Source organism: SAR202 cluster bacterium (assembly GCA_009392515.1).
In the GTDB taxonomy this organism is placed as follows: Bacteria; Chloroflexota; Dehalococcoidia; order Lucifugimonadales; family UBA6952; genus UBA6952.
In genome coordinates this window covers 20655-27973 of record VFGE01000046.1, presented here as the reverse complement: position 1 = coordinate 27973, position 7319 = coordinate 20655, and the positions used below count along the sequence as shown (strand labels likewise).

Below are 7319 nucleotides of genomic sequence, written 5' to 3'. Positions count from 1 at the left end.
GCACAATTTTCACAGCCAAAAGTTTCTTCAGGGATTGTTTTTGAATTTAAGGTATTTAACATATTAAATATTTGTGGTTCAACCCAAGAGTAATCGAGAGTGTATGGAATTAATATTTCTTCAAATTCCATAATTCCAGAAAATCCAGCCACTTCACTTTTTGCGTTACATACATAAAAGTATCCGATTGGAGCAACAGGAAATCCATTTTTTTCTAAGAGGTACCCATAAACATCTAATTGCATTTTATACGCCTGGTGATAAATTCCTGACAAATATGATTCTGGTGTGATCGGATAATTATTTGACTGTGATTTATAATCTAGGACTATAAGGTTCCCATTAGTTGTATCTTGCCAGATATCATCCACTCCGCCGTGTAAAATTATATTAGTATTTGGAATGTGGGTTTCAACGCCTCCTGTTAAAGCATTTCTCCAGTGATTTAACTCTGGATGCTTAAAAGGGACTAAATGTGATAGTCCGTATTTTTCAAATATTCTATGAGGTATTTGTAGTTCTCTACATTCATCGAATTCTTTTTTTAATAAAGTGTCAACAAGTGTGTTAAGAGTCCAGCCAGGCATACTAGGAGAAACAAGGCCAACCACCCTATCTAAGTAAAAGCATTTAGGACAGGATAAAAAATCATTTAGTTTACTACGGCTGATTTTGAAAAGTTCAGATTGATTAGGTTTATAAAAGGTAGATTGTTTTACTCTAAGTCCACTTGCATATACTATTTCACCTTTACTATTTCTTTTTAGACTAGCCATAATAACCTCGTAAATTTAAAGTTAATATTTTCATATAATAATTTATATTTAGATTATACGTTATGCATTATTTTGTAATTTGGGAGGGTTATTTGAGATATTGATAGATAATGCTCCCAACAAATAGACACATGCAACTAAGAAAAACGCAACTATATATGAAGATGATATGTCATATAGTACTCCAGCCCCAATTGGGCCAATAATTGCCAGTATTGCAGTGACTGGTCTTCCGACACTTTGTATTGAAGCTATATACCTTCTTCCAAAATATCTCGACCATAGAAATTCACTTACAGGTATAGTGGCACCAAATCCAAATCCATACAGGAAAAATCCTATGAGAAGAAAAATTTGTTCTTGTGTACTATTAGATAAAATCATTAACAAAACTCCTGTTGCAGAGGTGGATAATGCAAGTCCTGCAAGCCTTCTTGCATCAAATCTTTGTAACCCCCATCCCCATAATACTTTGGAGCTGAGATTTCCTATTCCGCTAACGCTTAAAGCAATTGCTCCCAGTGACCTTGTATATCCAATATCAGTTGCAAAAGGTATAGCATAAAGAGAAATAGTGGTTAAGGCCGCAGCGTTTAGTCCGTACCCAATAGCTAAAAGCCAGAAACTAGAAGTTTTTATAGCTTGTGAACGCGTATATGTTTGTTGATTATCTAGGGCTATTTTTGAAAGATTGTTATCAGATCCTTGGTTTGAAGGTATCCCGTCAGGCAGTAATCCGATATCTTCTGGTTGACGTATCATCATTAAGGCAATAGGCGTGATAATAATTAATACAGCAATTGCTAGTACCATATACCCGGTTCTGAATCCGTAGTTGTCTACAATGGGTGTTATTATTATAGGTGAGATAATCGCTGCTAAAGGTACACCTACAGAACCTATAGCTAGGGCAAATCCCCTTCTTACTACGAACCATTTTATTATTGCAGAATTTACTACCGCTGGTCCAAATAACATCCATCCAACTGAACTGGTAATGATTTGAAAAATAAAAAAATGAATAAAGGTTGATAATTGAGAAAGCCCAAATAGACCCAGACTGCAAAATATCATACCCGTAAGCATGACTTTTCTTAAACCTAGACGATCAATTAAAGGCCCAATAGTTAGTACGATGAATGCGCCAGCAACACTAGCAGTTGCTAATGTTGCTGAAAATTGCCATACAGCGATATCAAGCTCTTTTGTTATAGAATCAAGGAAAATTCCAGCTACCATTTGTCCAATACTTATTGAAACAAACTGACAAACGACAGCTCCACTAAGAATTTTCCATCCATAAAAGCTATTTGCAAAAGGTTTAAACATTCAAATGTTTATTAAATTAGACCTATTGGAGCATTTTGATCTTCAAGTACTATAGTAGCTGTAAGACAATCTTTATCACCAATTGCCATAGTTTTATGACCTTTCCCAGTGATATTTTCCATTAATCTTGCTTCTCCCTCTCCGAAAACTCTTTTTGTACCATCAGGATAGGTTATTTGTAATTGTCCGGATAATATGATTACAAATTGTCTTTGAGGAGCAGGATGCCAGTCCTGTTCTACATTTGCCGGACGATAGCCAAATTTTATATCTTTTGCATTAAACCCATCAGTCCATTCCTTATGATCATTGATCTCAATTGATTGCCAATTGGTATCTCCGTTACTATCTGTGTACATTCGAGATGTTCCCATTACTCCTCCATTTATTTCTGTTTAAGTAAGATTAAAACCTTCGTATCCGTTAGATACGATTTCTTCACACTTTTCTCTATAAGCAGGCACACCGCCAATATATGGCATAAATACACGTGGTTTGCCAGCAATATTTGCTCCTACATACCAGGAGTCACATGTTGATCTCAGAGATTTTCCAGCAACTTCATTCACATGAGAAATCCATTCTTCTTCAGCTTCCATAGTAGGTTCTATTTGAGTGAACTCATTATCATTAAGATATTGAATACATTCGCTTATCCAGTCAACATGTTGTTCAATCGAAGGTAACATATTGCTCAAAACTGATGGGCTTCCTGGTCCTGTTATAGTAAAAAGATTAGGGAAACCTTTTGCTAATAATCCTAAATACATTCTTGGGCCATCTTCCCATTTATTATTCAGGGTTTGGTTATTAGTCCCAATGATATCAATATTTTTTAATGCTCCAGTCATGGCATCAAATCCAGTAGCAAATACTATTGCATCAACTTCATATTCTTCTTTTCCAACTTTTATCCCTTTTTCAGTAATTGAATCAATTTTTGTTTCACTCACATCAATTAGTTTTACATGAGACTGATTAAATGTTTGGTAATAATTAGTGTCAACACATAATCGTTTACAACCAATGATGTTTTTAGGCTTCAGTAATTCTGCAATTTTTGGATCGTCTACGATTTCATCAATTTTAGATTTAACAAAGTCAGCAGCAGTTTTGTTGGAATCTGGATTCAGGAGCAGATCCTGAAATGAACCCATAAAAGGAACTCCACCCTCTTCCCATCGTTTTTGATATTGTCTTATTCGATCTTCTTCACTAACATCGATTGCATTAACTTCATTTAATCTCAGTGCAGCTGTACCTCCCCTATTGAGTTTAGCTCGCTCTCTAAGTCCCTGATAATCACTTTTAATTTCATTTATAAAATCTAGGTCAAGATCTCTGTTATGAGCTGGTATTGTATAATTTGCGGTTCGTTGAAAAACAAATAGTTGTTTTGCCTGTTCAGCAATGACAGGTATGGATTGGATAGCAGAAGAACCAGTTCCAATTATGCCAACTCGTTTACCTGTAAAATCAACACCTTCATGAGGCCATTGTCCGGTGTGGTACCAAGGGCCTTTGAAATCATCAATACCTTTGAATTTAGGTTTGTTGGGAGTTGAAAGACAACCAGTTGCCATAATGCAAAATTGAGAATTAAAGATCTGATTATCGTCGGTTTTTATTATCCAGGTTTTTGTTTCTTCTATATATTTTGCGGATAGTACTTTTGTATTGAAGATGATATCTTTTCTGAGATCAAATCTGTCCGCAACATGATTTGCATATTTAAGTATTTCTGGTTGTGGAGCATATTTTTGACTCCATACCCATTCTTGTTGAAGTTCTTCTGAAAATTGATAGGAGTATTCCATACTCCATACATCACATCTGGCACCAGGATATCTGTTCCAGTACCATGTTCCTCCAACACCGTCGCCTGCTTCAATTACTTTTGCAGTGAATCCTAGGTTTCTTAATTTATACAACATATACATCCCAGCAAAACCAGCACCCACAATCAATGCATCGTAGGTGTTTTGTGTAGCTTTTTCTAACTTTTCTACAGTACTATTACTTGTAGTCATTTTAGCCTCCGCTATATTTTTTTGGATGTTCTAAATGCCATTTTGTTACGTTTTGGTACTCTTTGGCAATACTTATTAATAAGTTTTCAGAAAAAGGCTGCCCCATTATTTGGAAACCTGTTGGTAAATTATCTTGTATTCCGAATCCATTAGGGACAGATATTGCTGGTAATCCAGTAAGGTTTCCGATACTACCCATTGGGTCGTATCCAGAACGTACAGATCCTCTGAATTCGCCTTCAGATGGTGGCGCAGTTGATGGTTTTGTAGGTGCGATAATTGCGTCATATTGTTTATATATATTTGAAACTATACCTACAATCACTTTTCTCATTCTGAGAGCTTTAATGTAATCTTTAGCACTAATCAATGTTCGAGGAAAGATACTAAACCTATCTTCAGGTGCAGTTAATGATTGTGCCAGATCATCATCGATAAAGTCTTCCATGGCACTTGTCGATTCTGAGAATAATATAATTCTTGTAACTATTTCATACGGATATTCCGGGAGATCTATTTCTTCTATTTCAGTAAATTTAGATAATATTTTTACAGATGCATTGAAGTTATCCTTAACATCTTTATCACAAGTTTCTAATATTCCTTTAATAATAGCTAATTTAGGTTTGTTATTTATTTTAAATTCCGGATCGTAGGAAAATCTTTTTCTTGAAGAAGATGAATCTTTTGGGTCATATCCAGAAATAGAATTTAACACTATTCCACAGTCATCTGCAGTGAGGCACATGGGGCCGATTTTATCCAGAGTCCAACTTAAAGCCATAGCGCCATTCCTACTTACAAGACCGAGAGTTGGACGCAGACCAGTAATACCACAATAGACTGCCGGAGTTAATATTGATCCCCATGTTTCAGTTCCTAATGCAAAAGGAACTAATCCTGCAGCAACTGCAGCACCAGACCCACTAGATGATCCACCAGTCCATCTTGAAGTGTCCCATGGATTCAATCCAGGTCCTGTTAGAGAAGCATTTGGTTGTTTATAACCCAGACCTCCTGCAAGTTCTACCATTGCTAATTTAGCTAATGGTATAGCTTTATCCCTATTTAGACGTTTAACAATCGTTGCAGTACCTTCAAACTTCTGATTGGCCAAAGGTTTTGCACCCCAAGTTGTTGGCGGAGAATCTATATTTGATAGTCCTGTATCTTTGTAACTGACAGAGATCAAATCTTTAATTCCATAAGGTATTCCGTGAAGTATTGTTTTGATTTCATTTTGTTTATCTGCAGAAGCCCATGACTTTTCAGCTAATTCAGGTAGCAGACTAACAACTGAATTCAGTTCTGGGCCTAGTGAAGATATACGATTGAAAAAATATTTCCCAATTTCTGAGGGTTTTACTTCTTTTTTCTGAATTCGTTTAGATAGATCTCTAATTGATTTGTATAGAAAAGTGTTTGATTCCATAGTATTACTCTAAGGGTTTAGCATTAAATGGTTGAATGTCATGATCAAGTTTATATTTCTTGAGAGTTTCTGAAATTTCATATAACTGGGAAATAATATCTTCTATATCTTTTTTTGCATTGTTATCAAAAGAATCAGAATACTTTGACTTCAGTAATTCGTAGCTATTATTTACGACTTTATCATTAGTCATAGCTTTTTACTCCTTTTTGTTATGATAATTACGTATATTAATATAAATTTAATCAAAATAAACATATATAATACATTTAATTTCTCTTAATTTATCTGAAATTAAAAAGGATGATTACAATGAAAGTTTTAGTAGTATCATTTGATGGATTACAGCCAAGTCAAATCAATAAAGATTTAATGCCAAACTTATATGGATATTTGCATGATGGAGTTACTTTCTCAAACCACCATGCAGTGTATCCGTCAGTAACAAGAATTAATTCGACCTCAATGTTTACTGGTAGGACTCCAGGATCGCATGGAATTGCTGCAAATATGGTTGTAATGCGAGATTACGATCCTAATTCAGTGTTCTCGGTACTTCAACCTGTACTCGAACAAATAAGAGCAAAACTTGGAGATGTTCTTTATGTAAAAAATATAGGAGATATTTTATCAGAAGCAGGTGAAAAATTTATTGCTGTAGGAGCCGGTACTACTGGAAATTCATTTTTACAAAATCCTAATGCTCATAAGAATGGTGGTGCAGTTGTTAACCCAGAATTCACCCTACCATATGATTTAGAAAAAACATTAATATCAAAATTTGGCGAGTGGGCACCTGAAGTTGTTCCAAATGAGAAAAGATTAAAACGATGTGTCGACATGATGACTGAATATTTTATACCAGAAATTGATCCTATAGTAGGATTGATTTGGTTTTCAGATCCAGATAAATCACATCATGCTGATGGAGTTGGCAATGAAATAGGAACAGCTGCAATTCGTTTTGCTGATCAACATTTTGGAGAACTAGTCGAGCGTGTACGAAATAATGATAAGTCAAAGGATGCAGATATAATAGTTATTTCTGATCACGGGTATTCGACAATTCAAGAAGTTATTGATGTACGTAAAGAATTAATAACAGCTGGTTTATTGCAAAATGAAGAAGATGATTCAGTTCTTATAGCTCCTAATGGAGGTAGTGCATTATTTTATGTTAAAAATTCTGATAGAGAGATTACTCAGAAATTAATTAATACCTTAATGGAGTTTGAATGGTGTGGTCCATTATTCTCTTCTTCTAAGGTTGGAGAGTTTGAAGGGGTATTATCAACGGATTTGATAGGAATTGAAGGGCCTCGTTGTCCGGATATAGCGATGTCATTTCATTGGAATTCAGAGAAAAACAAAGCTGGTTATCCTGGAATGATTTACAGTACTGGGGGAGATGTTGATCTTGGAACACATGGATCAATAAGTAAACATGAAATGAATAATGTCTTAGGTGCATTTGGCCCTAGTTTTAAAAAAGGGATTACATGCTCAACACCTACAGGAAATATAGATCTAACGCCAACTATTTTACATATTTTAGGTATAAATACAGAAACTTCATTTGATGGCAGGCCAATTAAAGAAGCATTGATTAATGATATCAATCCTGATGAAGTAAAGGTTTCTACTACAGAACATGTTAGTGAAAATTCACAAACAGGATATAGCCAAAAACTCGTAATATCTTCTGTTGGTGATACGAAATATATAGATTATGCTGAAAGGACTAATTAGCAG

The 7319-nt window shown here is 35.0% G+C and carries 7 protein-coding genes; 1 reads left to right on the top strand and 6 read right to left on the bottom strand.

Translation table 11 applies throughout. From position 1 onward, the window contains the following. The 6 genes from FI695_06780 to FI695_06755 all read right to left on the bottom strand — a co-directional run. Positions 1–776 (bottom strand): PD-(D/E)XK nuclease family protein (locus tag FI695_06780; protein ID MQG51665.1); only part of this gene is annotated, 776 nt, incomplete at its 3' end. A gap of 60 nt (positions 777–836) precedes the next feature. Next, positions 837–2105, bottom strand: coding sequence for an MFS transporter (locus FI695_06775; protein MQG51664.1), 1269 nt, complete (start codon positions 2103–2105; stop codon positions 837–839). An 11-nt stretch (positions 2106–2116) separates the two neighbouring features. Beyond that, the gene (locus tag FI695_06770; GenBank protein MQG51663.1) at positions 2117–2479 is read right to left on the bottom strand and encodes a hypothetical protein; all 363 of its coding nucleotides are present in this window, start codon (positions 2477–2479) and stop codon (positions 2117–2119) included. Positions 2480–2500: 21 nt separating this feature from the next. Then, positions 2501–4135: an NAD(P)/FAD-dependent oxidoreductase gene (locus FI695_06765; GenBank protein ID MQG51662.1), complete on the bottom strand. Its 1635-nt coding sequence runs from the start codon at positions 4133–4135 to the stop codon at positions 2501–2503. A 1-nt stretch (position 4136) separates the two neighbouring features. Next, complete coding sequence (locus FI695_06760) at positions 4137–5567, bottom strand: amidase (GenBank protein ID MQG51661.1); 1431 nt, start codon at positions 5565–5567, stop codon at positions 4137–4139. A gap of 4 nt (positions 5568–5571) precedes the next feature. After that, positions 5572–5760, bottom strand: coding sequence for a hypothetical protein (locus tag FI695_06755; GenBank protein MQG51660.1), 189 nt, complete (start codon positions 5758–5760; stop codon positions 5572–5574). Between the two features lie 110 nt (positions 5761–5870). On the opposite strand from FI695_06755, the gene FI695_06750 reads away from it, so the two are divergent. Continuing rightward, complete coding sequence (locus tag FI695_06750; GenBank protein ID MQG51659.1) at positions 5871–7316, top strand: alkaline phosphatase family protein; 1446 nt, start codon at positions 5871–5873, stop codon at positions 7314–7316. Positions 7317–7319 lie beyond the last annotated feature (3 nt).

What these genes read in the sequence shown, in the direction of transcription:
- FI695_06775 (MQG51664.1), bottom strand. Translation starts at nt 2,105, where the DNA reads ATGTTTAAACCTTTTGCAAATAGCTTTTATGGATGGAAAATTCTTAGT.
- FI695_06770 (MQG51663.1), bottom strand. Translation starts at nt 2,479, where the DNA reads ATGGGAACATCTCGAATGTACACAGATAGTAACGGAGATACCAATTGG.
- FI695_06765 (MQG51662.1), bottom strand. Translation starts at nt 4,135, where the DNA reads ATGACTACAAGTAATAGTACTGTAGAAAAGTTAGAAAAAGCTACACAA.
- FI695_06760 (MQG51661.1), bottom strand. Translation starts at nt 5,567, where the DNA reads ATGGAATCAAACACTTTTCTATACAAATCAATTAGAGATCTATCTAAA.
- FI695_06755 (MQG51660.1), bottom strand. Translation starts at nt 5,760, where the DNA reads ATGACTAATGATAAAGTCGTAAATAATAGCTACGAATTACTGAAGTCA.
- FI695_06750 (MQG51659.1), top strand. Translation starts at nt 5,871, where the DNA reads ATGATTACAATGAAAGTTTTAGTAGTATCATTTGATGGATTACAGCCA.